Origin of the sequence: Janthinobacterium sp. JC611 (assembly GCF_018682595.1) — a bacterium.
Lineage (GTDB): Bacteria > Pseudomonadota > Gammaproteobacteria > Burkholderiales > Burkholderiaceae_D > Janthinobacterium.
Genome location: NZ_JAFLJN010000021.1, coordinates 494,984 through 518,366, shown reverse-complemented (window position 1 = coordinate 518,366; position 23,383 = coordinate 494,984). Strand labels below are relative to the sequence as shown.

General features: G+C 64.8%; 21 protein-coding genes. 12 read left to right on the top strand and 9 right to left on the bottom strand.

Features of this window, described 5'->3' with window-relative positions:
* Positions 1 to 9: 9 nt before the first annotated feature.
* Genes J0O65_RS16745 through J0O65_RS16735 form a run of 3 tightly spaced genes read right to left on the bottom strand, consistent with a single transcriptional unit; the run spans position 10 to position 4,707 of the window.
* The gene (locus tag J0O65_RS16745; RefSeq protein ID WP_215408391.1) at positions 10 to 990 is read right to left on the bottom strand and encodes a cytochrome d ubiquinol oxidase subunit II; all 981 of its coding nucleotides are present in this window, start codon (positions 988 to 990) and stop codon (positions 10 to 12) included.
* Positions 990 to 2,381 (bottom strand): cytochrome ubiquinol oxidase subunit I, encoded by a 1,392-nt coding sequence (locus tag J0O65_RS16740; RefSeq protein WP_215408389.1) that lies wholly within the window; start codon positions 2,379 to 2,381, stop codon positions 990 to 992. The genes J0O65_RS16745 and J0O65_RS16740 overlap by 1 nt, the downstream gene beginning before the upstream one ends.
* Positions 2,382 to 2,394: 13 nt before the next feature.
* Positions 2,395 to 4,707, bottom strand: a complete 2,313-nt coding sequence (locus tag J0O65_RS16735; protein ID WP_215408387.1) for an FdhF/YdeP family oxidoreductase — start codon at positions 4,705 to 4,707, stop codon at positions 2,395 to 2,397.
* 165 nt (positions 4,708 to 4,872) lie between these two features.
* On the opposite strand from J0O65_RS16735, the gene J0O65_RS16730 reads away from it, so the two are divergent.
* Together J0O65_RS16730 and moaA are read left to right on the top strand one after the other, a co-directional pair.
* Positions 4,873 to 5,154: a helix-turn-helix domain-containing protein gene (locus J0O65_RS16730; protein WP_215408385.1), complete on the top strand. Its 282-nt coding sequence runs from the start codon at positions 4,873 to 4,875 to the stop codon at positions 5,152 to 5,154.
* Between the two features lie 103 nt (positions 5,155 to 5,257).
* Positions 5,258 to 6,340, top strand: a complete 1,083-nt coding sequence (moaA, locus tag J0O65_RS16725; RefSeq protein ID WP_215408383.1) for a GTP 3',8-cyclase MoaA — start codon at positions 5,258 to 5,260, stop codon at positions 6,338 to 6,340.
* Between the two features lie 5 nt (positions 6,341 to 6,345).
* On the opposite strand, the gene J0O65_RS16720 is transcribed toward moaA, so the two are convergent.
* On the bottom strand, positions 6,346 to 7,767 hold the full coding sequence (locus J0O65_RS16720) for an aminotransferase-like domain-containing protein (RefSeq protein ID WP_215408381.1): 1,422 nt from the start codon (positions 7,765 to 7,767) through the stop codon (positions 6,346 to 6,348).
* 159 nt (positions 7,768 to 7,926) lie between these two features.
* On the opposite strand from J0O65_RS16720, the gene J0O65_RS16715 reads away from it, so the two are divergent.
* The 6 genes from J0O65_RS16715 (at position 7,927) to J0O65_RS16690 (ending at position 14,031) form a co-directional block, all read left to right on the top strand.
* Entirely contained in the window at positions 7,927 to 8,889 is a 963-nt protein-coding gene (locus J0O65_RS16715; protein ID WP_215408379.1) for a Dyp-type peroxidase, read from the top strand.
* 44 nt (positions 8,890 to 8,933) lie between these two features.
* Entirely contained in the window at positions 8,934 to 9,317 is a 384-nt protein-coding gene (locus J0O65_RS16710) for a hypothetical protein (RefSeq protein ID WP_215408378.1), read from the top strand.
* Between the two features lie 108 nt (positions 9,318 to 9,425).
* A complete protein-coding gene (msbA, locus tag J0O65_RS16705; protein WP_215408376.1) occupies positions 9,426 to 11,261 on the top strand; it encodes a lipid A export permease/ATP-binding protein MsbA in 1,836 nt (611 codons plus the stop codon).
* 161 nt (positions 11,262 to 11,422) lie between these two features.
* A complete protein-coding gene (locus J0O65_RS16700; RefSeq protein ID WP_215408374.1) occupies positions 11,423 to 12,553 on the top strand; it encodes a toxin-antitoxin system YwqK family antitoxin in 1,131 nt (376 codons plus the stop codon).
* A gap of 90 nt (positions 12,554 to 12,643) precedes the next feature.
* Positions 12,644 to 13,138 carry a MarR family winged helix-turn-helix transcriptional regulator gene (locus tag J0O65_RS16695; protein ID WP_215408373.1) on the top strand — a complete coding sequence of 165 codons (495 nt, stop codon included), beginning with the start codon at positions 12,644 to 12,646 and terminating at the stop codon, positions 13,136 to 13,138.
* 77 nt (positions 13,139 to 13,215) lie between these two features.
* Complete coding sequence (locus J0O65_RS16690) at positions 13,216 to 14,031, top strand: toxin-antitoxin system YwqK family antitoxin (protein ID WP_215408371.1); 816 nt, start codon at positions 13,216 to 13,218, stop codon at positions 14,029 to 14,031.
* On the opposite strand, the gene J0O65_RS16685 is transcribed toward J0O65_RS16690, so the two are convergent.
* Complete coding sequence (locus J0O65_RS16685) at positions 14,028 to 15,350, bottom strand: chloride channel protein (protein WP_215408369.1); 1,323 nt, start codon at positions 15,348 to 15,350, stop codon at positions 14,028 to 14,030. The genes J0O65_RS16690 and J0O65_RS16685 overlap by 4 nt on opposite strands.
* A gap of 93 nt (positions 15,351 to 15,443) precedes the next feature.
* A complete protein-coding gene (gene nhaR, locus J0O65_RS16680; RefSeq protein WP_215408367.1) occupies positions 15,444 to 16,343 on the bottom strand; it encodes a transcriptional activator NhaR in 900 nt (299 codons plus the stop codon).
* A gap of 159 nt (positions 16,344 to 16,502) precedes the next feature.
* Here nhaR and J0O65_RS16675 point away from each other — a divergent pair, with 159 nt between their 5' ends.
* Together J0O65_RS16675 and J0O65_RS16670 are read left to right on the top strand one after the other, a co-directional pair.
* The gene (locus J0O65_RS16675) at positions 16,503 to 17,465 is read left to right on the top strand and encodes a TerC family protein (RefSeq protein ID WP_152254196.1); all 963 of its coding nucleotides are present in this window, start codon (positions 16,503 to 16,505) and stop codon (positions 17,463 to 17,465) included.
* Positions 17,466 to 17,534: 69 nt separating this feature from the next.
* The gene (locus J0O65_RS16670; RefSeq protein ID WP_215408365.1) at positions 17,535 to 17,936 is read left to right on the top strand and encodes a TerB family tellurite resistance protein; all 402 of its coding nucleotides are present in this window, start codon (positions 17,535 to 17,537) and stop codon (positions 17,934 to 17,936) included.
* Here the strand turns inward: J0O65_RS16670 and J0O65_RS16665 are convergent, their stop codons facing one another.
* Both J0O65_RS16665 and J0O65_RS16660 read right to left on the bottom strand, forming a co-directional pair.
* Positions 17,937 to 18,290 (bottom strand): YnfA family protein, encoded by a 354-nt coding sequence (locus J0O65_RS16665; RefSeq protein WP_215408363.1) that lies wholly within the window; start codon positions 18,288 to 18,290, stop codon positions 17,937 to 17,939.
* Positions 18,291 to 18,334: 44 nt separating this feature from the next.
* Positions 18,335 to 19,498, bottom strand: coding sequence for a sugar diacid recognition domain-containing protein (locus tag J0O65_RS16660; RefSeq protein ID WP_215408362.1), 1,164 nt, complete (start codon positions 19,496 to 19,498; stop codon positions 18,335 to 18,337).
* A 147-nt stretch (positions 19,499 to 19,645) separates the two neighbouring features.
* Here J0O65_RS16660 and J0O65_RS16655 point away from each other — a divergent pair, with 147 nt between their 5' ends.
* Positions 19,646 to 20,977 (top strand): MFS transporter, encoded by a 1,332-nt coding sequence (locus tag J0O65_RS16655; RefSeq protein ID WP_215408360.1) that lies wholly within the window; start codon positions 19,646 to 19,648, stop codon positions 20,975 to 20,977.
* A gap of 32 nt (positions 20,978 to 21,009) precedes the next feature.
* On the top strand, positions 21,010 to 22,278 hold the full coding sequence (locus J0O65_RS16650) for a glycerate kinase type-2 family protein (RefSeq protein ID WP_215408358.1): 1,269 nt from the start codon (positions 21,010 to 21,012) through the stop codon (positions 22,276 to 22,278).
* A 2-nt stretch (positions 22,279 to 22,280) separates the two neighbouring features.
* Here the strand turns inward: J0O65_RS16650 and J0O65_RS16645 are convergent, their stop codons facing one another.
* Positions 22,281 to 23,294: a zinc-binding alcohol dehydrogenase family protein gene (locus J0O65_RS16645; protein WP_215408356.1), complete on the bottom strand. Its 1,014-nt coding sequence runs from the start codon at positions 23,292 to 23,294 to the stop codon at positions 22,281 to 22,283.
* Positions 23,295 to 23,383: the final 89 nt, after the last annotated feature.

The following is a 23,383-nucleotide window of genomic DNA, read 5'->3' as shown; positions in this document are numbered from 1 at the left end:
TGATGCCGGTTAATGTTTCTGGGGCACGACTTTGCCCTCGAAGACGTAGTATTGGAACAGGTTGTAGCCGATCATGATCGGCAGCATGGAACCCATGCCGATCAGCATGAAGATCAGGGTCGGTTCGTCGGACGCGGCCGCCGCGATGCTCAGCTTGCCCGGCACGAGGTCGGGGAAGAAGCTGACGGCCAGGCCCGCGAACGACGCCAGGAACAGCACGATGGCGCCGCGGAATGGTCCGCGCACGCCGTTCACGTGCACGGCCCACAGGATGTAAATAAAAGCGCTGGCGGCGATGGCGGCCAGGGCCAGCAGCACGCCGAACACGCCCGGCTGCGCCCAGCGGTCGTGGCCGATGGCGCTGAAGACCATGGTGCCGGCCGACAGCACGATGGCGGCCGCGACCGTCGCCAGCACGCTGGCCATGGCGTAGCGGCGCGCCGCCGCTTCCAGCTGGCCGCCCGTCTTCTTGATCAGGTAAGTGCTGCCCAGCAGGCAATAGCCGGCCACCACGCCCAGCGCCGTGCAGGCCGTGAAGATGCCGCTCAGCCAGCCAGGCTGCAAGCCCGTGATGATTTCGCCCAGCACCACGCCCTGCGCCACGGCGGCCAGCAGGCTGCCCACGCCGAAGATCAGGTCCCACAGGCGCTTGTTGCCGGCCGCATGGCGGAACTCGATCGAGGCGCCGCGCAGGATCAGGCTGGCGATCAGCAGCATGATGGGGATGTACAACTGTTCCAGCAAGGTGGCGTAGACGCTGGGAAAGGCGCCGAACAGGGCGCCGCCCACCACCACCAGCCAGGTTTCGTTGGCGTCCCACACGTGGGCGATCGATTGGAAGATCAGGTTGCGCTCCTGCTCGCGGCGCGTGAACAGGCTGAGGATGCCCACGCCCAGGTCGAAGCCGTCCGTGACCACGTAAAACACCAGCATCAGGCCGATCAGGCCGAACCAGGCATTGCCCAGCATGGCATGCGAATTGATATCCATTACACACTCCTTGATTGATAGGTGCGCATCTGCGTGGCGGGCGGCGGCAGCGCCACGTCCGGGCCTTGTTGCAGCCATTTCTTGGCGAACACAAAGAAAGTGACCAACAGCACGATGTAAAACACGAAGAACATCAGCATGCTGCCGGCCACGGCATGCGCCGCCACGTCGGAGACGGCGTCGCGCGTGCGCAGCAAGCCGTACACGACCCACGGCTGGCGTCCCACTTCGCGCACGATCCAGCCGCACTCGACGGCGATGTAGGGCAGCGGAATCGTCAGCACCCAGGCCAGCAGCAGCTTGCGCTTGGGCACGAACTCCTGCACCCGTCCGCCCACCTTGCGCCAGGCCACGAAGGTCCAGAACGACAGCAGCACGAACCACATGCCGATGCCGGCCATGGCGCGGAAGGCGTAATACAGCAGCGGCAGCATGGGCGGCTGGTCTGCGCGGGCGATGTCGGCCAGGCCCGTGATCTTGCCCGTCGCGCTATGCGTGGCGATCACACTGAGCATGCCGGGCACTTCGAGCGACCAGTCATTCTTTTGCTCCGCCTGGTTGGGCCAGGCCAGCAGGGACCAGGCCGCGCCTTCGCCATCGCGGTTCGTGTGCCAATGGCCTTCGATGGCCGCGCCCTTGGCCGGTTGGGTCTTGAAGACGTCGACGCCGCTCGAGTCGCCGAGCCACACTTGCAGCGGCGCGATGACCAGCAGCAGCATCAGGGCCAGCTTGAACGAGCGGGCGAAGAAGGCCGGTTCGCGGCGCTTGAACATATACCAGGCGGAAATGCCGGCGATGACGAACAGGCCCGTTTCCACGGCGGCCACCCACATGTGTCCCACGGCCCAGGCCATGTCGGGATTGAAGATGGCGGCCACGTAATCGGTGACGATGATCTTGCCGTCGAGCACGCGCACGCCGGCCGGCGTCTGCATCCAGGAATTGGCGACCATGATCCAGAACGAGGAAATGCTGGAACCGAGCGCCACCATGCCGGTGGCAAACAGGTGCACGCCCTTCGGTACGCGGCCCCAGCCGAACATCATGACGCCGATGAAGCCCGCTTCCAGCATGAAGGCCATGGCGCCCTCGAAGCCGAGGATGTTGCCGATGAACTGGCCGGAATGGTGCGAGAACGGCGCCCAGTTGGTGCCGAACTGGAATTCCAGGGGAATCCCGCTGACGACGCCGACGGCGAAGTTCAGCACCAGCAGCTTGCTCCAGAAGCGCGCGTGGCGGTAGTAGACGGGGTCGCTGGTGCGCAGCCACAGCGCCTCGACGACGAACAGGAACAGCGACAGGCTGATCGTCAGGATGGGCCACAGGATGTGGAAGATGGCCGTCATCGCAAATTGCGCGCGCGACAGGTCCAGGGTATCGAAACCGAACATGGCGTTCTCCTGTTCAGCTGGCGGCGGCCGAAGGGGCCAGCAGCACGGGGATGGATTTGAAGGTCGGCGTGCGCGAACCGTGGCCCACGCTGTCGAGCGGCACCAGCGGATTGGTTTCCGGGTAGTAGGCGCCGATGCAGCCGCGCGGAATGTCGTACTCGACCAGCAGGAAGCGGTCGGCGCGGCGTGCTATGCCGTCATGCCACACGCCGATCAGGTCGACCCAGTCGCCGGCCGCAAAGCCCAGCATGGCCAGGTCGTCCTTGTTGATGAAGACGACGCGGCGCTGGCCGAATACGCCACGGTAGCGGTCGTCCATGGCGTAGATGGTCGTGTTGTACTGGTCGTGCGAGCGCGTCGTCATCAGCACCATCAGGCGCTCGCCGTATTGCTGGCGCGCGCGGTGGATCGGCGTGTCGAGTTCCACGGCGTTGACGAGGAATTGCGCCTTGCCGCTTTCCGTCTTCCACACTCTTTCGCGCGAGGCGATTTCCAGGTGGAAGCCGCCCGGCTTGGCCACGCGCAGGTTGTAGTCGAAAAAGTCATCGAAAACTTGCTCGATGGAATCGCGCAGCAAGGCATAGTTGCCGGCATAGCGCAGCCAGGCTATCTTTTCGCTGCCCAGGGTCGATTGCGCCATGCCGGCCACGATGGCGATTTCCGAGCGCAGATTGGGCGAGGCGGGCTGGTTCATGCCGAACGAGATGTGCACCATGCTCATCGAGTCTTCCACCGTCACGCCCTGCGCCACGCCTTCCTGCACGTCGATCTCCGTGCGTCCCAGCGTCGGCAGGATCAGCGCATCCTTGCCGTGCACCAGGTGGCTACGGTTGAGCTTGGTGGCGATATGCACGGTCAGGTCGCACGAGCGCAGCGCGTCCCAGGTGCGCGGCGTGTCCGGCGTGGCCATCGAGAAATTGCCGCCCAGCGCGACAAACACCTTCACTTTTTTCTCCAGCATCGCTTCGATGGTGCCGACGGCGTCGTAGCCGTGGTGGCGCGGCGGCTCGAAGTTGAACACGAGGCCCAGGCGGTCGAGGAATTCCTTGGTTGGCTGTTCCTCGATGCCCATGGTGCGGTCGCCCTGCACGTTCGAGTGGCCGCGCACGGGGCACAGGCCCGCGCCGCGCTTGCCGATATTGCCGCGCATCATCATCAAGTTCGACAGGATTTGCACGGTGGCCAGCGAATTCTTGTGCTGCGTCACGCCCATGCCCCAGGTGGCGATGACGGCCTTGCCCTTCACATAGATCTGCGTCAATTCTTCGATCTTGTCGCGCGCCACGCCCGATTCGGCCAGCAGCACCTCCCAGCTTTCCGCGCGCAGGTCGGCCGCGAAGGCATCGAAGCCGCTCGTGTGCTCGGCGATGAAATCGCAGTCGAGCACGCGCTCCTGGCCGTGGGCGATGGCCTCGTCATCGAGTTCGATCACGCGCTTGGCCATGGCCTTGATCAGCGCAAAGTCGCCGCCCAGGGTGGGGCAGATGAACAGCGAACAGATGTTGGTGCTGCCGCCCGTCAGCATTTCCAGCGGATGCTGCGGGCTCGTGAAGCGCTCCAGGCCCCGCTCGTGCAGCGGGTTGATGGAGACGATGACGGCGCCGCGGCGCGACGCTTCGCGCAATTCGCCCAGCATGCGCGGGTGGTTGGTGGCCGGGTTCTGGCCGAACAGCAGCAGGGTGTCCGCGTGCTCGAAATCGTCCAGCAGCACCGTGCCCTTGCCGATGCCCACCGTTTCCGGCAAGCCGCGGCTCGTCGCTTCGTGGCACAGGTTGGAGCAGTCGGGGAAGTTATTCGTGCCGTAGGCGCGCACGAACAGTTGATACAGGAAGGCCGCCTCGTTGCTGGCGCGGCCAGACGTGTAGAAGGCGGCCTGGTTCGGGTCGTCCAGCGCGTGCAGGTGGTGCGCCACGAGGGCGAAGGCGTCGTCCCAGGCAATGGCCTGGTATTTGTCGCTGGCCGCGTCGTACACCATGGGGTCCGTCAAGCGGCCATGTTGTTCCAGCTCATAGTCCGACTGTTCCATCAGTTCGGTGACCGTATGCTCCTGGAAGAATTCCGGGCGCACGCGCTTGCTCGTCGATTCGGCGGCCACGGCCTTGACGCCGTTTTCGCAGAATTCAAACGTCGACGCGTGTTCGCGGTCGGGCCAGGCGCAGCCGGGGCAGTCGAAACCGTCGGGCTGGTTTTGCTCGAACAGCGAGCGGTAATTGCCCGCGCTGACTTTTTCCTTGAACAGGTTGATGGCCACGTACTTGAGTGCTCCCCAACCGGCCGCGGCATGGGTGTAGGGCGCGATGCGCGCGTCGGACTTTGGCTTGCTCATGATGACTCTCCTGGTGGTATGCGATGGGACAATCACATGGTAGGGGCGGCGGCTTGCCCCGTAGGCGCACAGTTCAGGACAAAAAAACAGAGTACAGATGGCAAGATGACGATGCCGGTCGCGCCGGCGCGGGCTGTGATTTATGATGTCGACATGGAGAAAAACATGCACAAGGAAGACAGGGAAGACGGCATCGACGCGGCGCTGATAGCGCTGCTGGCGCTGCTGTGGGAGGCGCGCCAGGAGGCGCCGGGGAAGCCGTGGTCGCTGGCCAAGCTGGCCAAGCGGGCAGGAGTACAGATGAGCACCTTGCTGCGCCAGCTCAATGCGCTGTCCAGCGCGGGACTGGTGGTGCTCGCCACTGCCGAGAGCGGCGGCAGCGCGCTACTGAGCGCGGCGGGCGCGGAACTGTGCGCCAGCGTCTTTACTCCACCGCAAGAAGAGTAGCGGCGCGTCTGTACTCTATCGGCTGGCGCCGGACTGTACCTCTTTGCCTGCCCCCATTCGTCCTATGCTACTTCCAGACGAATGCCTATCGAGGGGAAGCACCATGAACACCATCCTGTATCCGCCGCCGGCGCTCCGGCAGCCAGACCATATCGAACCGTGCGTGGACATGCTGGGCCGTCCCCTGACGGACTTGCGCATTTCCGTTATCGACCAGTGCAACTTTCGCTGCACCTATTGCATGCCGGCCGAGCTGTACCCCAGCGATTATCCGTTTCTGCCATCGAGCGAGCGCCTGTCCTTCGACCAGATCGAAACGATGGCGCGCGCCTTCGTGCGCCTCGGCGTCGACAAGATCCGCATCACGGGCGGCGAGCCGCTGCTGCGCAAGAACCTGGAGCGGCTGATCGAGCGCTTGGCGAGGCTGACCACGCCGGACGGGCGCGCCGTGCGCATCGCGCTGACGACGAATGGCAGCTTGTTGGCGGCCAAGGCGCGTGCGCTGAAGGATGCGGGCCTGGAGCGGGTCACCGTCAGCCTCGACAGTCTGGATAAGGGCATTTTCCAGCGCATGAATGGCGTCGATTTTCCCGTCGAGAAAGTGTTGCACGGCATTGAGGTGGCGCAAGCCGTGGGCTTGACGCCCGTGAAGGTCAACATGGTCGTGCAGAAAGGCGTCAACGACAGCCAGATCGTGCCGCTGGCGCGCCACTTCCGCCACACGGGCGTGGTGCTGCGCCTGATCGAATTCATGGACGTGGGCGGCATCGGCGCCTGGTCGCGCACGCACGTCGTCATGTCCGAGGCGGCGCGCGCGCTGATCGCCGCCGAGTTTCCCCTCGTGGCGATGGGCGCAGGCAAGCCCCTCTTGCACGAAACGGCCAGCCGCTACCGCTACCGCGATGGGGGCGGCGAAGTGGGATTCATTTCCAGCGTGTCGCAGCCGTTCTGCGGCGACTGCAGCCGCGTGCGCGTGTCGTCGGACGGCAAGCTGTTTACCTGTTTGTTCGCCCACGACGGCCTCGACCTGCGGCCATTGCTTGATTCCGCGCAAGGGCTGGAAAGCCTGCTGCGCCAGCACTGGCGGCGCCGTGGCGACCGCTACTCGGAAGTGCGCGGCGCGCTGGCCCAGCTTGGCGGGCGCAAGCAGTATCCCACCGTGCGCATGTCGCTGGTGGGCGGGTGAATGGTCTACAGGAATTCGGTGATGAGCTTACCGAGCAGAATAATGGCTTGCTCCACGCCCACGCTCCACGGATAGCTGTAATTGAGGCGGATGCAATGCTTGTAAGCCTGGCTGACGGAAAACATGCGGCCCGGGCCCACCGTGATCTTGCATTCGAGCGCGCGCCGGTACAGCTGCATGGAGTCTATGTCCCCGGGCAATTCCACCCACAGCACGTAGCCGCCCTGCGGGTGCGAGATTTTTGTGCCAGCAGGGAAGAAGCGCAGCACGGCGGCGGCCATGATGCGTGCCTGCTGGGCATAGGCCTTGCGGGTGCGGCGCAGGTGCTGTTCGTAGCCATCGTTTTGCAGGTACTCGGCGATGGCCAGCTGCGGGAACGAGGAGGTGGCCAGGGTGTTGAGGAATTTGAGTTCCTCCACCTTGCCCCGGTAGCGCCCGGCCAGGGCCCAGCCCACGCGCTGCGCGGAACTGAGGCTCTTGGAAAACGAGGAGCAGTGCAGCACCAGGCCCTTGCGGTCATGGGACTTGAGCGAGGACGGATGGGCGTCGCCGTAATACAGTTCGTTGTAGACGCCGTTTTCGATGGCGGGCACGTCGTGCTGCTCCAGCAACTGAACCAGGGCCCGCTTGCGCTGGTCGGACATTTGAAAGCCCAGCGGATTCTGGAAGTTCGGCATCACCATGACGGCGGCGATCGGCTGCCGGGCCATGATGTCGGCCAGCGCCTCGATGCTGATGCCTTCATAGGGATCGGTGGACACTTCCACCACCTTCATGCCCAGCCGTTCGACGGCCATCAGCATGGCATAGAAGGTGGGCGATTCGACGGCGATGGTGTCGCCCGGCTTGGCCACGGCTTGCAGGCACAGGTTGATCGCTTCCGTGGCGCCCACGGTGACGATGATTTCGTCAGGGTCGACGGCCAGGCCGTTTTCCATGTAGCGGCGGGCGATTTCGCGTATCAGTTGCGGGTTGCCCGGCGGCAGGTCGTCCGTCACGCTCCAGGCGCGGTTGCGGCGCGCCACGGCGCCCGCATACTGGTTGATGCGTTCCCAGGGAAACAGCGACGGGTCGGGGTAGGGCGAGCCCAGCGGTATGGCGTCGTGCAAGCCGATCGAGCGCAGGGTCGACAACACCAGGCGGCTGACGTGCACTTCCGCCGGCACGGGGCTGGGATGCGACGCCTGCATGCACAGGGATGGCGCGGCCGCGTCGCCGGCCCGCTGGCGCACGAAGTAGCCGGACTGGGGCCGGCTTTCGATCACGCCCATGCCTTCCAGCTTGACGTAGGCGCGCAGCACCGTGGTGATGCTCAGCTTGTGCTGCTGGCTGGTCTGGCGCACGGAGGGAATGCGTTCGCCGGGCAAGAGCACGCCCTTGGCCACCAGTTGCTCGATGTCGCCGACGAGCTTTTCATACAATTTCATGCAATGGTATCCATTCTTATTCTTGCTCCACGTCATTGCATTATCGTCCAATTCATGACTGCCGATAGTGACAGTCATCGCATGTTGCCAAAATGAAACTACCATCCGGCACTTCTGGTTTAAGATTCACCTGGAAAACGAAAAAGAGGAACCTCTGTCATGGCAATTCCACAAAGCATGTTGTCCGTCGTCGCGCGCGACGAAGTGCATTTGCAGTTCAATGTGAAGGCCGGCGTCGAACCGGAGCGGCTGTTCAGGGTGCTGGGCAAGCTGTGGGAATCGGAGGTCACGGGCATCCTGGACCCCACCCTGAACCGCCACCATCAGTTGACGGGCGGCACGGCCAATGTGGTGCTGGGCTTCAAGCCCGAGCTGTGGCGCGCGGCCTGCCCCGGCTGCGTGCCCGACAATATGGCGTCGTTCGCGCACGACCTGGTGGGCGCCAACGGCAAGACGGCGCCGGCCACCCAGCACGATTTCTGGGTCTGGATCACGCAGTCGAACGCGGCCACTCTGTACGACAGCATGCGCACGACGCTCGCCTTGCTGAGCCCCTTCGCCGAGCTGGCCAGCGAACAGGTGTGTTTTCCGTATCATAACAATGTAACGTTTGACGGCTTCGCCGACGGCGTTGCGAACCCGAATCCGTTCCGCGCCCACGGCGTGGCCATCATCCCGGACGGCGAGGCGGGCGCGGGCGGCTCGACCGTGCTGCTGCAGAAATGGCGCATGGACGTGGAGCGCCTGCGCGCCTTGCCCGTGCATGCGGCGGAGCAGGTCTGGGGCCGCACCAAGGCCGGCAGCCATGAATTGTCGCCGCTGCCCGTCGATTCCCATGTGGGCCGCAATCAATTCATCCGCGATGGCGAGGAAGTCGACATCGTGCGCCGCAATGCCAATTACGCCAATGCCGGCGAGGCGGGCGTCATGTTTGTCGGTTTTTGCAAGGACATCACGGTAAGCATGGGCATGCTGCGGCAAATGTACGGCGTAGGCTATGATGGCGTCACCAAGACGGACAGGCTGCTGGATTTTTCCACGGCGCTGTCGTCGGCGATCTATTTTGTGCCCAGCATCGACGCCTTGCTGGCCGTGGGTATTTCGCCGGCGGATGCCGGCTGAGGGCCGCCCCGGCGGTCCCTATTTTTACTTTAAAGGAGTTTTCCATGCGTATTCGTCCCGCCACACTGCTGTCCGCCCTGATCTTCGGCAGCGTCGTCTTCAGCGCTTCCGCCTCCGCCGTCGGCCTGGGTTTCCTGGCCGATACGCCGATGGCTTACCTGAACAAGAACGACAAGCCCGTCTTCGTGAAGGCCGTCACCGACGTGCTCAATGACAAGAAAGATGGCGAAACCGTGCAATGGAGCAATGAAGGCTTGCGCAATTCCGTGCGCATCGCCGCCGATATCACAGCCAGCGACACGCAAAAGACGGATGCGCAAACCTGCCGCAAGGTGCAGGTGGGCTTGAACGCCAAGGGCCAGGAACAGACCCTCAAGCTGAAGGTCTGCAAGGCGGGCACGGCTGCGTGGAAAGTGGCGAAGAGCTGATCGTCCGTGCATTTCCCTTGCCGGTCCTGCACCGGCAAGGTGCGACTTTCCTCTAGGTAAGTCTGGCAACGGTTAGAATCACGCTTTACCCTCTCTTTTCTCACCTGCATGCAGCAAAGTCGCCTCCTGTTCTTCCGCCTGGCCGGCCAGTTTCGCCGCTATGGCGCCATCGTCGCCGCCACCTTGCTGGCCGTGGGCGTGGCGTCCGCCACCGATGTGTTATTAATCAGGCAATTGCAAAACGTCGTCGACGCCATGCGCGCGACGGCCAGCACGCAGGTCGCTCCCGCGTCCGGCGTGATGGGCATGCTGCAGGGCTGGGTCGACCGTTTCCTGCCGGCACAGGCGGGGCAGGTGGACTTGTGGGTGATTCCCGCCACCATCCTGGGCCTGGCCGTGCTGCGCATGGTGTCGAGCTTTGCCGGCGATTACGGTTCCGTCTGGCTATCGAGCCGGGTGCAGGCGGACTTGCGCGAAAAGATGTTCGCCACCATCATGCGCCTGCCCAGCCGCTTTTTCGATACCACCACCACCAGCCTGACGCAGTCGCGCGTGGCCTTCGACGCCAGCCAGGTGTCGCAGGCGGGCTTGAACGTGCTCAACGTGATGGTGCGCGATTCCGTCGCCACCGTCGGCTATCTGATCTTGCTGTTCAGCATAGACGTGAAACTGGCCCTGTTCTGCATGGCCTCGATGCCCATCGTGGCCATCGTCGTGACCCTGGCGGGACGGCGCATGCGCCACCTGAGCAAGAGTTCGCAGCAAGCCGTGGGCGAGCTGACCTCGGTGCTCGACGAAAGCATAGCCGGCCAGCGCGTGGTCAAAATCTTCGGCGGCCAGGATTATGAACAGGCGCGCTTCGTCGACGTCGTCAAGCGCAACCGCCAGCTGGCCGTCAAGCACGCGGCCACCTCGGCCATGAATTCCGGCTTCATCATGATGCTCGTCGGCATTACCCTGTCGTCCGTGATCTATTTCGCCATGCTGCGCGCGCAAAGCGGCGCCATCACGCCGGGCGCCTTCGTCGCCTTCATGGGTGCGCTGATGGCCATGCAGTCGCCGATCAAGAATTTAACGAAGATCAATGAACCGCTGCAGCGGGGCCTGGCGGCGGCCGAGTCCGTTTTCGGCCTGATCGACACGCCGCTGGAACCGGACCCGGGCACCATCGCCCCGGCGGCCGTGCAAGGTAATCTGTCCTTGCAGAATGTTAGTTTCCGCTACAACAGCGACGATCCCGATGCGCCCACGGCCTTGAGCGACATCACGCTCGACATCCGCGCCGGCGAAACGGTGGCCCTGGTGGGCGGTTCCGGCGGCGGCAAGACGACTTTGCTGGGCTTGCTGCCGCGCTTCTACGACGTCAGCGGCGGCCAGATCCTGCTCGACGGCGTCGACCTGCGCGACTACGCCTTGCTGGCCCTGCGGCGCCAGTTCGCCCTCGTCAGCCAGGACGTGATCCTGTTCAACGACACGATGGCGGCGAATATCGCGTATGGCGACCCGGCCCCGGACCAGGACCGCATCGAGGCGTCGGCGCGCGCCGCCTATGCGCACGACTTCATCATGCAACTGCCGCAAGGTTATGAGACCCAGGCAGGGCAGAATGGTTCGCGCCTGTCGGGCGGGCAACGCCAGCGCCTGGCCATCGCGCGCGCCCTGTACAAGGATGCGCCGATTCTCTTGCTGGACGAGGCGACCAGCGCGCTGGACACGGAGTCGGAACGCTCGGTGCAGGCGGCGCTGGAAGTGCTGATGCGCAACCGCACCACCATCGTTATCGCCCATCGCCTGTCCACCATCGAAAGCGCCGACCGCATCGTCGTCATGCAGGGCGGTCGCCTGGTGGAATCGGGCAGCCATGGGGACTTGCTGCAGCAGGGCGGCGCGTATGCGCGCCTGCATGCGAGCCAGTTGTCGCCGGTCAAGGATGGCGTGGGCTGAAACCGGATACTTGGCGCATCCTGCGCCAGCCGATGCGCCAGGCCGGAGCCGGACCAGCAGGTCCGTCCCGGCCTTTTTCATGCGGGCGGCAATCGTGACGATGGCGAACGGCGCTTGCCTTTATGATGGCAGCCGCAAAGCAACATGAACAATGGAGCAATATGAAGAATCAACAGACGATGCGCTGGCTGCTGGCCGCGGCGCTGGGCATGGGTACGGCCTTGCCGCTGGCGGCACAGGAAGATACGCCTTTGCCAGCAACGGCGTCCGAGCGCGCGCAAGAAGAAGGCAGGACCATGTATCTGGATGAAAATTTCATGCCCAGCGATCAGCGCCGCGCCGTGTATGCGCTGCGCACGCCGCCCGTGCGCGACGAGGCGCTGGGCGCCTGGCATGTGCGGCTCGAGTTTCCCGACACGCCGGGCGTGCTGGCCTTTGAAACCTATGCCAGGGACCTGGACTTAAGCCAGGTCAAGTTCGTGAAGTTTCGCAAGTACTACCACGAGAATGGCCAGCTGCTGCGCGAAACCTATTTCGATGCCCAGGGCGAGGAGTTGCTCGGCGGCAGCGTGTACTACGAGAATGGCCAGGTCCAGCAGCGGGTGACCGCCTTGCCGAACGGGCGAGACAGCATTTCGGAAACGTACCATGAGAATGGCCAGCTGATGAACCGCATCACCTACCACGGCCAGCAGATGGCCGATGGGGAGTATGTGTCTTACGGTCCGAATGGCAAGGTCAGCAGCCGCGCCTTCCTGAAGGGCGGCAGGATGAACGGCGTGCAGGAAGTGTTTTATGCCGATGGCAAGCTGTTCCAGCGCAGCCATTTTGTCGATGACAAGCAGGATGGCGAGGCCGTCACCCTGGCCGAGGATGGCAAGGTACTCGCCAGCACGATGTGGCGCAATGGCGAGCCCGACGGCTGGTCATTCGACAGCCACGACAATGGCCAGCTGGCGCAAAAGGCGTTGTATCGCAAGGGCAAGCTGCTCAGCATGCAGAAGTGGGGCAGCAATGGCAAGCCTGCCGTTGCCTGGCAACAGGATGCGCAAGGGCGCGAGCAGGGCGACGTGACGCAGTGGCATGACAACGGCGTGCGCGCCCAGGTCACTCCCATGCGCGACGGCCAGCGCCACGGCTTGCTGCAGACCTGGTACGACGACGGCAGCCTGCGCCAGATCGTGCCGTACGAACACGGCAAGCAGCATGGCATCGAGCGCCAATGGGACCAGGCCGGCAAGCTGGTGCTGGAACAGGCGTGGCAGGCCGGCGAACCAGTTTCCATGCGCTAGAAGTCGCCTGCCTTTGCAGCGCTTTTGCAGGTATCATGCAGGGATTCCGGCCCGCCAGCAGGCGCGACGCCGGCGCGATAACTGGAGGCAATGGTGGTGGAAGCGGAAGTTTCGGCGTTGGCCAAGGCGCAAGGCATGGCCTTGCAAAACATGCGCGTCGTCATGCGCGCGGCGCAGCGCCACTCGGCGCAGATCGAAAAGCAATGCGGCGTGTCGGGCGCGCAATTGTGGGTGATGCAGGAATTGCTGGAGCGCCCGGGCCTGCGCATGGGCGAGCTGGCCGGCAAGATGTCCATTCACCAGACGACGGCCAGCAACCTGGTCGACGCGCTGGTCAAAAAAGCCTATGTGCGCAAGGCGCGCGACCAGCCCGACCAGCGCGTCGTCACGCTGACCCTGACGGCGGAAGGGCAGGCGGTCATCGCCGGCGCGCCGCAGCCGGCGCGCGGCTTGCTGCCCAGCGCGCTGAGCCAGCTCGATGCGGACAGCCTCGCGCACCTGAACCAGGGCTTGAGCGCCTTGCTGGCCGTCGTCGCCCCCGATGACAGGCAGGCGGGCATGCAACCGTTTCCGTTCACCATGTAATCACGCGCAAGCGTGTGGCAGGACCGCCCCGCTTGCCCTTATCATCGGCGCCGTCGCACCGTTGATGAAAGCATGCATTGAAGATACTCACTTCCGTTTTGCTGGCCGCCGTCCTGGCCGGTTCCTCCGCCATTTCCCTGGCCACCCCGGCCTTGCCTGCCGAACAGTCGCCGGCTTCCCTGTATTTCGACGAGGATTACCAGCCCGTGGCGCCCGCCGCGGCCATGTACGAGCAGCGCGCGCCGCTGCGGCATGACGCGGCACGCCAGGCCTGGCATTGGCAGCTGCATTTCGCGCAGCCGCCAGGCAAGCTGCACATGGATGCCTGGCTGCGCGACGCGGATACGACGCGGCCCGACTATGTCCATCAGCGCAGCGTGTATTTCGCCGATGGCCAGCTGGGCCTGCTGGAAGAGCGTAATGGGGAGGGCGACTTCGACGGCGTCAACGTCGCCTGGTATGCGGATGGCACGGTGCAAAGCCGCAAGGCTTACCGCGGCGGCGAGTACGAAGGCATGCACAGCCACTATCATCCGAATGGCCAGCTCAGTCATGCATTGCGGTACGAGGCGGGCCAGCCCGCCGATGGCGAATACCTGAGCTTTGACGCGCATGGCCAGGTCAGCAACCGCGCGCATTTTGTTGATGGCGTGCTGACGGGCAAAGTGGAAGCGTTTCATCCGGACGGCAGGCTGGCCGAGCGGGGCGCGTATCTGGACGGGCAGCGCACCGGCCTGTACGAGGCCTGGTGGCCGGACGGCCGTGAAAAGTCGCGCCTGCATTACGTGCAGGGGCGCAAGCACGGCCTGGAGCGCAGCTGGACCGAGGATGGCACGCGCACCGTCTGCGCATGGCAGGATGGCAGCTTGCTGCGCCCCTGCAGCAGTTTCTAGTGCGGCGGCGCCGGCAGCCGTTGTAGCTGCAATTGCGCCAGCGCCCCATACAGCGGTTCGCTGAGCACGCGCGACACGGTGCTGGCGACGACTGCGCAGGCCATCAGGCTGAGCACCATGCCGTGGCCGTCGACCATTTCCATGACAATAATAAACGCCGTCAGCGGCGCCTGCGTGGCGGCGGCCAGGAAGCCCACCATGCCCAGCGCGATCAGCGCGGGCGCGTGCGGGTAGTGCAGCAGCACGGCGATATCGTGGCCGATGCCGGCGCCGATGGCCAGCGAGGGGGCGAAGATGCCGGCTGGCACGCCCGACCAGACGGTCAGCCACGTCGCCACATATTTGAAAGCGACGAAGGCGGGCGCCACGTCGGACGAGCCTTCCAGCATGGCGCGCGTGGCCACGGTGCCGCTGCCGAACGTGGCGCCGTGGCTGGCGATGCCGATGGCCGCCACCAGCACACCGCAGACGGCGGCGAACAGTACGGGCCGGCCTTTTCTCCACGCGGACAGTTTTCCCAGCGGATTGCCGCGGGCGGACGCCAGCAGCAGCCGGGCGAACAGGCCGCCGGCCACGCCCGCGACCAGGGTCACGAGCAAGCCCGGCAGGGCCAGCGCCAGGCCGATGGGGCCAGGGTGGATGATGCCGAAATGCGTGGCGTTGCCGTGGATGGACACGGCCATCATGCCCGCCAGCACGATGCCAGCCACGATCAGGCCGCTGCTGCGCTGCTCGGGCGAACGCGACAATTCTTCGATGGCAAACATGACGCCCGCCAGCGGCGTGTTGAAGGCGGCCGCGATGCCGGCCGCGCCACCGGCCACCAGCAGGGAATGGGCGCTCACCTGCGCATGGCGCGGCAGCGCCCGGCGCGCGGCCAGCATCACGCCGGCGGCGATCTGCACGGACGGGCCTTCGCGTCCCAGCGACAGTCCCCCCAGCAAGCCGCCCGCCGTCAGGACGATCTTCGCGGCACTCAGTTTCAGGGAGACGAACAGCGAGCGCTGCCCGGGCGCCACGGCCGAATCCAGCGCCGCCATCACTTGCGGGATGCCGGAGCCGGCCGCGCCCATCGCATAGCGGCGCGTCAGCCAGACGAGGAGGGCGGCGCAAACGGGCGTCCACAGCAGGGCGAAGCACCAGGCCTTGCCGTTAAAAAAGAGAAACAGGTCGAGCGCTTCCTCGGCCAGCCACGTAAAGCCCACGACGACGAGGCCCGCGATGGCGGCCATGCCGACGACGACGGCGCGCGACCACCACAGGCGCGGGTTGGCAAATTCATGCTTGAAGGCAGAGGGGATGTCGTGCAAGTGTTTCATTGCGGCAAGTCCAGGAAGGGGCGCGCAGGGCGTCGGGCAGGACTGCCATTATATAGATATATTTGTTCGAATGTATTTGCTGGTGTGGGACTGTTACACGAACAGCTCGCGCCGCGCGCTCTGGCTGATGGCGACGGTGGCCGGGTGGCTCAGGCGGCGTTCCGTGGTGATCGCGTAGACCTGCTCGACGAGGCTGTCGACCCGGCCCAGCGCCACCACGCCATGCTGTTCGCAGACCTGGGGCGCGATGACGGTGGGGGCGAAGAACAGGCCCGCGCCGGACTGGCCGAAGGCCTGCATCATGGCGCTGTCGTCGAACTCGCCGACGATGCGCGGGTGCAGGTGGTTGTCGCCCAGCCACTGCAGCAGGCGCCCGTAGATGGCGAAGTCCTCGCCGGGCAGCAGCAGCGGCGCGCCGTCCAGGCATAGCGGAAAGTCCCCCGTCAGGGTGGCGGCCAGCTCCGGCGTGCCGAACAGGGTCATGCCGCTTTCGCCCAGCAAGTGGTTGTAGCCGCGCACGCTCAAGTGGGACGGCATGGGGCGGTCGGCGATGATCAGGTCCAGCCGATGCACGGCCAGGTCCGCCAGCAGGCTGGCCAGCCGGCCTTCGCGGCAGATCATGCGCAGCGGTTCGGCCAGGCCCAGCGCCGGTTCGACGAGGCGGCAGGCGATCAGTTTCGACACGGAATCGGCGCAGCCCACGCGAAACGTCGTCGTCGCCGTGCGCGACTGGTCGCGCACAATTTCCAGCAATGCATCGCCCGTGCTGAAAATGCTTTCGGCATGGCTGAGGATGCGCCGGCCCGTGTCCGTCAACTCCAGCTGGCGTCCGCTGCGGCGGAACAATTCCACGCCCAGGGTGTCGGCAAATTCGCTGAGCTGGCCGGAGATCGATTGCGGCGTCAGGTGCAGCTGCTCGGCCGCGCGCGCGATGCTGCCCGTCTTGGCCACCATCCAGAAATAGCGCAAGTGCTTGAAGTTGAGGTTGGACATCGCTGCTCCTGGTACGTTAATACATCGAGTTTTTCGATGTATTTGTCAATTATATTCGATTTGTTCGATGTTTGTAAGAAGGCTATGATGGCTGCTCAATTCATGCAAGGAGAGTGTCATGGACGTCAGGATACAAATAGATTATTGCGGAGGCCGCCGATGAACGGCCTGGAAAGTATTGCAACGGCACCCATGTGGGCCGGCTTCATCGCCTTCGTCCTGGTGATGCTGGCGCTGGACTTGTTCGTCTTTGGCGGCAACAAGGCGCACAAGGTCGGCGTCAAGGAAGCGGCGACGTGGTCGCTCGTGTGGGTCAGCCTGGCCCTGCTGTTCAACGGCGGCCTGTGGTGGTACCTGAACGGCACGGCCGGTCCCGAGATCGCCAACCAGAAGGCGCTGGAATTTTTCTCCGGCTACCTGATCGAGAAAGCGCTGTCGGTCGATAACGTGTTCGTCTTCCTGCTGATCTTCAGCGCCTTCCAGGTGCCGATCCAGTACCAGCGCCGCGTGCTGATTTACGGCGTGCTGGGCGCGATCGTCATGCGCGCCGTGATGATCATGGCCGGTGCCTGGGTGGTGAGCGAATTCAGCTGGGTGCTGTACCTGTTCGGCGCCTTCCTGTTGATTACCGGCATGCGCATGCTGGTGGCGGCCGACGCGGAGCCGGACGTGGCGAACAATCCGGTGCTGCGTTTTGCACGCCGTCACTTGCGGGTGGCCGATGGCGACCACGGCGAGCGTTTCTTCGTGGCAAAGGGTGGCTTGCGCTATGTCACGCCGCTGTTCCTCGTGCTGATCCTGATCGAGGTGACGGACCTGGTCTTCGCGGTGGACTCGATCCCGGCGATCTTCGCCATCACGACGGACCCGTTCATCGTCTTCACGTCGAACCTGTTCGCCATCATGGGCTTGCGGGCACTGTATTTCCTGCTGGTGGACGTGGCCGACCGCTTCCACATGCTCAAGTATGGCCTGGCGATGGTGCTCGTGTTCATCGGCGCCAAGATGCTGGTCATGCCGTGGTACCACGTGCCGGTGGAAGCGTCCTTGCTGGTGGTGGCGGTCCTGATCGTGTCGAGCTGCGTGGCCAGCGTGTTCATCACCCGCAGCGAGAAGAAGTAAATGCTGTACGGCGCGCCCCGCCTGGCGGTGGCGTGCCTTTTAATTGACTAATAGAAAGAGTGGAAAATCATGCGTACCTATGAAACGAACAGTCCCCAGGCAGCGGGACGTATTTTGGCCCTGATGATGGTGGTCGACGGCAACCTGGCCGGCGCCGAGCTGCAAGCGATGCATCGCAGCAAGATCCTCGAGCATATCGACCTAGCGCCGGCCGCCTTCCAGCAACTGCTGCAAGACTTGTGCGACGACATGCTGACCTCGACCGTGCATGGCGCGGTGCAGCTGGCCCATGGCGTGATCGACAGTCTGCTCGATGAAATCACGGACCCGGACTTGCGCCGCAAGCTGCTGCAAGCCATGTGGAAGATCGCCGATGCGGACGACTGGCTGGCCGATGGCGAAGCCGTGTTGCTGGCCCGCGCCAGCGCGGCGTGGTCGGCGGAAACGAACTTCCGCCAGCATGCGGCGTAATTATGCCGCCTTGTGTCCCATGGCAATGACGGCGGCGCCGGCCAGGGCCAGGCCCACGCCGGCGATGTCGGTCCAGGCGGGCGTGACGCCGTCCACCAGCCACAGCCAGCCCAGCGCCGTGGCGATATAGATGGCGCCATACGTGGCGTACACCCTGCCGCTGGCGGCCGGATGCAAGGTCAGCAGCCACACGAAGAGCAAGAGGCTGACGGCGGCCGGCAACAGCAGCCAGGCGCCGCCCTTGTTGCTCAGCCACAGCATGGGCAGGTAGCAGCCCAGCAGTTCGGCCACGGCCGTGACGGTAAACAGCCCGAAGGTGCGGGCAAGGCTGGTCCATTCGATGGCGTCGTTCATGCTATTCCTGTTGTGCGGTCAGCCGCCATTGTAGACGGCGTGCGTCAGTTCAGTTGCAGGGCGACATACAGCAGCAGGCGGTCATCCGTGTCGTCCAGGTCCAGCCCCGTCAGTTCGGCGATCTTTTGCAGCCGGTAATCGAGCGTGTTGCGGTGGATGTGCAGGGCCCTGGCCGTGGCCATCGGGTGGCTGTGGTGGCGGAACCAGGCGGCCAGGGTGCGCATCAGGGTGCCGGACTTGCGGTCGTGCGCCTGCAGGCGCGCCAGGGTCTGGCGCAATTGCTCGGCCTGCCAACCGGCTTGCAGGCCGGACAGCAGCACGGGCAGGCTCAGTTCCAGGTAGGAAAAAGTGGCTTGTTCGCCATCGCGGGCGCGTCCCACGCGCGCCGTCTGCTTCGCCGATTCATACGACGCCGTCGCGCCATCGAGGCCCGGCAAGGCCACGCCCATGGACAGGGTGGCGGGCGGCGTCAGCGCCTGCTGCGCCACCTGGTGCAGTTCGAGCAGGCGCTGCCTGGCTTGCGCCGCGCGCGCCTGCTGCGGGCCGCTGGCGGGAAAGGCGTCGAGCAGCACCAGTTCGCCCGGCGAGACGACGGCCATCAGCAGGGCGGGCCAGCGCGCCGACAGGTCGGACTGCACTTGCTGCAACTGCGTCAGCACCTGGTCCAGCCGTTCGCCCGGGCCTTCCCGCGCATCGGGAATTTCCAGCACGAACATGGCGCGCGGCACGCGCAAGTCCAGCGCCAGGCGCGCCGCCCACGCTTGCATGCTGGCATCCGAAATGCCCGTGCGGTACACGAGCTGGAACACGAATTCCTCGCGGTAGCGCTTTTCGTGCTGCAATTCGCTGACCAGCCGCGCCTGCTCCAGCATCATTTCCGCCATGGCACGCACCAGTTCGCCGAACTGGCGCACGGCGTCCGGCTCGCCCGTCAGGCCCAGCACGCCGCAAATTTCGCCGCGTACCGTCAAGGGCAGGTTGATGCCGGCCCGCGTGCCCGGCAGCCTGGTCATGTCGGCCGTGCCGATTTCCACGCTGGCGCGCCGGGCCAGCGCCAGTTGCGCGCCCGGATGCAGGTCGCCCACGCGCTGCGGGTCGCCGCTGGCCAGGATCACGCCGCGCGCATCGATGACGTTGACGCTGAAGGGAATGATGTGCATGGTGCGTTGGACGATGTCTTGCGCCAGGGGAAAGTCGATGCTTGGCATGGAGGGCTGCCTTATGAACTTGTGCATTTGCATGAAATCATCGGATTCAGCATTGTATTTCTTCATGCATCCGCACGATGACTGTTTCTCTGGGCGATTGTACGATGGGCTGCTCGTATTCCATAAAAAAATAGTCAGGAGACACCCATGACCACCCATCCAGGCGCCAGCCTGTCCGCCGGCGCGTCCGCGCAGGACCGTGTGCGCGAAGGCGCCTACCGCAAGGTCACCTTGCATCTGATCCCCTTCATCTTCATCTGCTACCTGTTCAATTACCTGGACCGTGTCAATGTCGGCTTCGCCAAGCTGCAAATGCTCGATGCGCTGCAATGGAGCGAAAGCGTGTACGGCCTGGGCGCCGGCATTTTCTTCATCGGCTACGTGGCCAGCGGCGTGCCCAGCAATCTGCTGCTGCACCGCCTGGGCGCGCGCAAGGTCATCGGCACCCTGATGATCGCCTGGGGCGTCGCCTCGGCCTGCCTGATGTTCGTCACCACGCCGGCCGCGTTTTACTCGCTGCGCTTCATCACGGGCGTGTTCGAGGCGGGTTTCTTCCCCGGTATCGTGCTGTACTTTACGAACTGGTATCCCGCTTCGCGCCGGGGCCGCATCATGGGTCTGTTCATGTCGGCCATTCCCATTTCCGGCTTGCTGGGCAGCCCCCTGTCGGGCTGGATGATGCAATCGTTCGCGGGCCACGGCGGCCTGGCCGGCTGGCAATGGATGTTCCTGTTGCAAGGCATCCCCACCGTGCTGCTGGGCTTTCTCGTGTATGTGCTGCTGAACGACGGCATCGCCCAGGCGAAGTGGCTGAATGCGGAAGAAAAGCAGCTGCTGCGCGCCGACCTCGACGAGGACGAACGCCAGCGCCGCAACAGCGCGAACACGGCCGACACCTTCGCCAGCGTGCTGCGCAACAAGCACGTGTGGATGCTGGGCCTCGTGTATTTCTGCATCCAGATGGGCGTGTACGCGATCAATTTCTGGCTGCCCACCATCGTCAAGTCGCTGGGTTTCGCCAGCCCCGTTGCCGTGGGCTGGGTCAGCGCCATTCCCTACCTGTGCGCCAGCATCTTCATGATCTGGGTGGGCCGTTCGGCCGACAAGCACAAGGAACGCCGCTGGCATTTGAGCGGCCCCCTGCTGATGGCGCTGTGCGGCTTGCTGCTGGCCACCCAGGCGCACGGCAACGTGGTCGTCGCCCTCATCGGCCTGTCGCTGGCGACCATGGGCGCGCTGTCCGGCCTGCCCATGTTCTGGCCCTTGCCGACGGCGTTTCTCGGCAGCGCGGCGGCGGCCGGCGGCTTGGCGCTGATCAATTCGCTGGGCCAGGTGGCGGGCTTCGTCAGCCCCTTCCTCGTCGGCTGGATCAAGGATGCGACGGGCGGCACCGACGTGGCCCTGTATATTCTTTCCGCAGTCATGCTGCTGGGCGCCATACTGGTGCTGCGCGTTCCCGCGCGCATCGTGAACCGTTGAACGAAGCTGTCATCGAACCGGAGGAATTGACCATGACGACCACCCCGGCGCCGCGCGCCTTGCTGCAAGCCATGTTCCAGGCCGCCATCGAAGCGGCCCAGCCATCGCATTGCATACCGCCCCATCTGCCGCCCGCGCCCAAGGGCCGTTTGATCGTCATCGGCGCCGGCAAGGCGTCGGCCGCCATGGCGCAAGCCGTGGAACGGCACTGGCCGGGGCCGCTGTCCGGGCTGGTCGTCACGCGCTACGGCTATGCCGTGCCCTGCGAACGCATCGAGATCGTGGAAGCGTCGCACCCCGTGCCGGACCAGGCCGGCATGGATGCAGCGCGCCGGATGCTGGAACTGGTCGGCAACCTGCAGGCCGACGATACGGTGCTGTGTCTGATCTCGGGCGGCGGCTCGTCGCTGCTGGCCTTGCCCCTCGATGGCATCGCCTTGGCCGACAAGCAAGCCTTGAACCGCGCGCTGCTGGCGTCCGGCGCCACCATCGGCGAAATGAATTGCGTGCGCCGCCATTTGTCCGCCATCAAGGGCGGGCGCCTGGCGGCCGCCTGCCATCCGGCGCAGGTCATCACTTTGGCGATTTCCGACGTGCCCGGCGACAAGCTGGGCGACATCGCGTCCGGCCCCACGGTGGGCGACGTGACGACATGCGAGGATGCGCTGGCCATCGTGCGCCGCTACGGCATGGACTTGCCGGACAGCATACGCGCCACCTTGGAAAGCGGGCGCGGCGAATCCGTGAAACCCGATGATCCCCGCCTGGCGCGCACGCGCACGACCCTGATCGCCACGCCGCAGATGGCGCTGGAAGCGGCGGCGCAGGTGGCGCGCGCGGCCGGCGTCACGCCGTATATATTGGGCGACAGCCTGGAAGGCGAGGCGAGGGACGTGGGCAAGGTGATGGCCGGCATCGCGCTGCAAACGGCGCAGCGGGGCCAGCCGTTTCCCGCCCCGTGCGTGCTGCTGTCGGGCGGTGAAACGACCGTCACCGTGCGCGGCAACGGGCGCGGCGGGCGTAACGTGGAATTCCTGCTGGCGCTGGGCATCGCGCTCGATGGCCATGCGGGCATCCACGCGCTGGCCGGCGACACGGATGGCGTCGACGGCCAGGAAGACATCGCCGGCGCGGTCCTGGCGCCGGACACCCTGCAACGGGCGTGGGCGCTGGGCATCAAACCCCGCGACAGCCTGGACGACAACGATGGCCACGGCTTCTTCCAGGCGCTGGGAGATTCCGTGATCACGGGCCCGACATTGACCAACGTCAATGATTTCCGGGCCATTTTGATTACCTGAATTTAAAACCCTTCCAGCACGATCTTGCCTTTTGCCGTATTGCTTTCCAGCAGGGCATGCGCACGTTTCAGGTTTTGCGCGTTGATCGTGCCGAAGCGCTCGGCCAGGGTGGTCCTGATGACGCCGGCGTCCACCAGCTGCGCCAGCTCTTCCAGCAGTGCATGCTGCTGGACCATGTCGGCCGTCTGGAACAGCGAACGGGTAAACATCAGTTCCCAGTGCAGCGACACGCTCTTGCCCTTGAATTGGCGCACGTCGATGTGCTCGGGGTCGTCGATCAGGGCGAACTTGCCCTGCGGCGCGATCAGTTCGACGATCTGCTCGAAATGCCGGTCGGTCTGGTTCAGGCTGATCACATAATCGACTGGCGGCAAACCCAGGCGCGTGATTTCCCCCGCCAGCGGCAGGCTGTGGTCGATCACGTGGTGCGCGCCCAATTCCTTCACCCAGTCGGCCGTTTCCGCGCGCGAGGCCGTGCCGATGATGGTGACCCCGGTCAATTGCCGCGCCAGTTGCACCAGCACGGAGCCGACGCCGCCGGCTGCGCCGATCACGAGAAGCGACTTCCCCGTCAGGCTCTTGTCGCGGCTGAGCTGCAGGCGGTCGAACAGCAATTCCCAGGCCGTGATCGCCGTCAGCGGCAGGGCGGCGGCCGGGGCAAAGTCCAGGCTGGCCGGCATGTGGCCGACGATGCGCTCGTCGACCAGCTGGAATTCGCTGTTGCTGCCGGGGCGGTTGATGGCGCCCGCGTACCAGACCCTGTCGCCCACCTGGAACAGGGTGACGTCGGGGCCGACGGCCGTGACGACGCCGGCCGCATCCCAGCCCAGCACTTCCGGCTGGCCATCTTTTGGGGCGCGGTTCTTGCGCACCTTGGTGTCGACGGGATTGACGGAAATGGCCTTGACGGCGACGAGCAGGTCGCGCCCCGTGGCGACGGGCATGGGCAGCTCGATGTCGAGCAGGGCGTCGGCATCCGTGATGGGCAGGCTGTGGTGGTAGGCGATGGCTTTCATATGCTTCCTCGTTGAGTGGATACCGTATGATGGCGGCAATGCCGCGCTGGAAACAGGGGGCGCGTACCGAAACACTTTCAAAGGAATGC

Excerpts from the sequence above, each read along its gene's own strand:
- J0O65_RS16745 (WP_215408391.1), bottom strand. The coding sequence starts at position 990 with ATGGATATCAATTCGCATGCCATGCTGGGCAATGCCTGGTTCGGCCTG.
- J0O65_RS16740 (WP_215408389.1), bottom strand. The coding sequence starts at position 2,381 with ATGTTCGGTTTCGATACCCTGGACCTGTCGCGCGCGCAATTTGCGATG.
- J0O65_RS16735 (WP_215408387.1), bottom strand. The coding sequence starts at position 4,707 with ATGAGCAAGCCAAAGTCCGACGCGCGCATCGCGCCCTACACCCATGCC.
- J0O65_RS16730 (WP_215408385.1), top strand. The coding sequence starts at position 4,873 with ATGCACAAGGAAGACAGGGAAGACGGCATCGACGCGGCGCTGATAGCG.
- moaA (WP_215408383.1), top strand. The coding sequence starts at position 5,258 with ATGAACACCATCCTGTATCCGCCGCCGGCGCTCCGGCAGCCAGACCAT.
- J0O65_RS16720 (WP_215408381.1), bottom strand. The coding sequence starts at position 7,767 with ATGAAATTGTATGAAAAGCTCGTCGGCGACATCGAGCAACTGGTGGCC.
- J0O65_RS16715 (WP_215408379.1), top strand. The coding sequence starts at position 7,927 with ATGGCAATTCCACAAAGCATGTTGTCCGTCGTCGCGCGCGACGAAGTG.
- J0O65_RS16710 (WP_215408378.1), top strand. The coding sequence starts at position 8,934 with ATGCGTATTCGTCCCGCCACACTGCTGTCCGCCCTGATCTTCGGCAGC.
- msbA (WP_215408376.1), top strand. The coding sequence starts at position 9,426 with ATGCAGCAAAGTCGCCTCCTGTTCTTCCGCCTGGCCGGCCAGTTTCGC.
- J0O65_RS16700 (WP_215408374.1), top strand. The coding sequence starts at position 11,423 with ATGAAGAATCAACAGACGATGCGCTGGCTGCTGGCCGCGGCGCTGGGC.
- J0O65_RS16695 (WP_215408373.1), top strand. The coding sequence starts at position 12,644 with ATGGTGGTGGAAGCGGAAGTTTCGGCGTTGGCCAAGGCGCAAGGCATG.
- J0O65_RS16685 (WP_215408369.1), bottom strand. The coding sequence starts at position 15,350 with ATGAAACACTTGCACGACATCCCCTCTGCCTTCAAGCATGAATTTGCC.
- nhaR (WP_215408367.1), bottom strand. The coding sequence starts at position 16,343 with ATGTCCAACCTCAACTTCAAGCACTTGCGCTATTTCTGGATGGTGGCC.
- J0O65_RS16675 (WP_152254196.1), top strand. The coding sequence starts at position 16,503 with ATGAACGGCCTGGAAAGTATTGCAACGGCACCCATGTGGGCCGGCTTC.
- J0O65_RS16670 (WP_215408365.1), top strand. The coding sequence starts at position 17,535 with ATGCGTACCTATGAAACGAACAGTCCCCAGGCAGCGGGACGTATTTTG.
- J0O65_RS16665 (WP_215408363.1), bottom strand. The coding sequence starts at position 18,290 with ATGAACGACGCCATCGAATGGACCAGCCTTGCCCGCACCTTCGGGCTG.
- J0O65_RS16660 (WP_215408362.1), bottom strand. The coding sequence starts at position 19,498 with ATGCCAAGCATCGACTTTCCCCTGGCGCAAGACATCGTCCAACGCACC.
- J0O65_RS16655 (WP_215408360.1), top strand. The coding sequence starts at position 19,646 with ATGACCACCCATCCAGGCGCCAGCCTGTCCGCCGGCGCGTCCGCGCAG.
- J0O65_RS16650 (WP_215408358.1), top strand. The coding sequence starts at position 21,010 with ATGACGACCACCCCGGCGCCGCGCGCCTTGCTGCAAGCCATGTTCCAG.
- J0O65_RS16645 (WP_215408356.1), bottom strand. The coding sequence starts at position 23,294 with ATGAAAGCCATCGCCTACCACCACAGCCTGCCCATCACGGATGCCGAC.